Source organism: Promicromonospora kroppenstedtii DSM 19349 (assembly GCF_000515355.1).
GTDB classification, from domain to species: Bacteria; Actinomycetota; Actinomycetes; order Actinomycetales; family Cellulomonadaceae; genus Promicromonospora; species Promicromonospora kroppenstedtii.
In genome coordinates this window covers 24,429-24,816 of record NZ_KI911670.1, presented here as the reverse complement: position 1 = coordinate 24,816, position 388 = coordinate 24,429, and the positions used below count along the sequence as shown (strand labels likewise).

The 388-nt window shown below is 75.5% G+C and carries 1 protein-coding gene; it reads right to left on the bottom strand.

Annotated features, from left to right (window positions below; genetic code table 11):
- Window positions 1-388: TrmH family RNA methyltransferase (locus PROKR_RS13490; RefSeq protein ID WP_281171713.1), on the bottom strand; the 388-nt coding region annotated here is incomplete at both ends.

The following is a 388-nucleotide window of genomic DNA, read 5'->3' as shown; positions in this document are numbered from 1 at the left end:
CCCCGAGGTTGCGGGGGTCGGTGATGCCGTCCAACGCCACGATCAGCGGCGGCTGGCCCGCCTCCGCCGCGACGTCGAGCAGGTCGTCGGCGTCCCGGTAGTCGTACGGCGGCACCTTCATGGCGACGCCCTGGTGCACCGCGCCGTCGGTGAGCCGGTCCAGGTCGACGCGGGACGCCTCGAACATCGGCAGGCTGCGCGCGTGCGCGATCTCCAGGATCTCCTTGGTGCGGTCGTCCGACTCCAGGCGCGAGGCCAGGTAGATGCCCTCGGCGGGCATCTCCGCGCGGAGCGCCTCCAGCACGGAGTTGCGTCCGGCGACCACCTCGGGCGCGCCGGCGCCCTTGCGTCCGGCGCCGCGACCACCCGGGCCGCCCGGCCGGCGCTG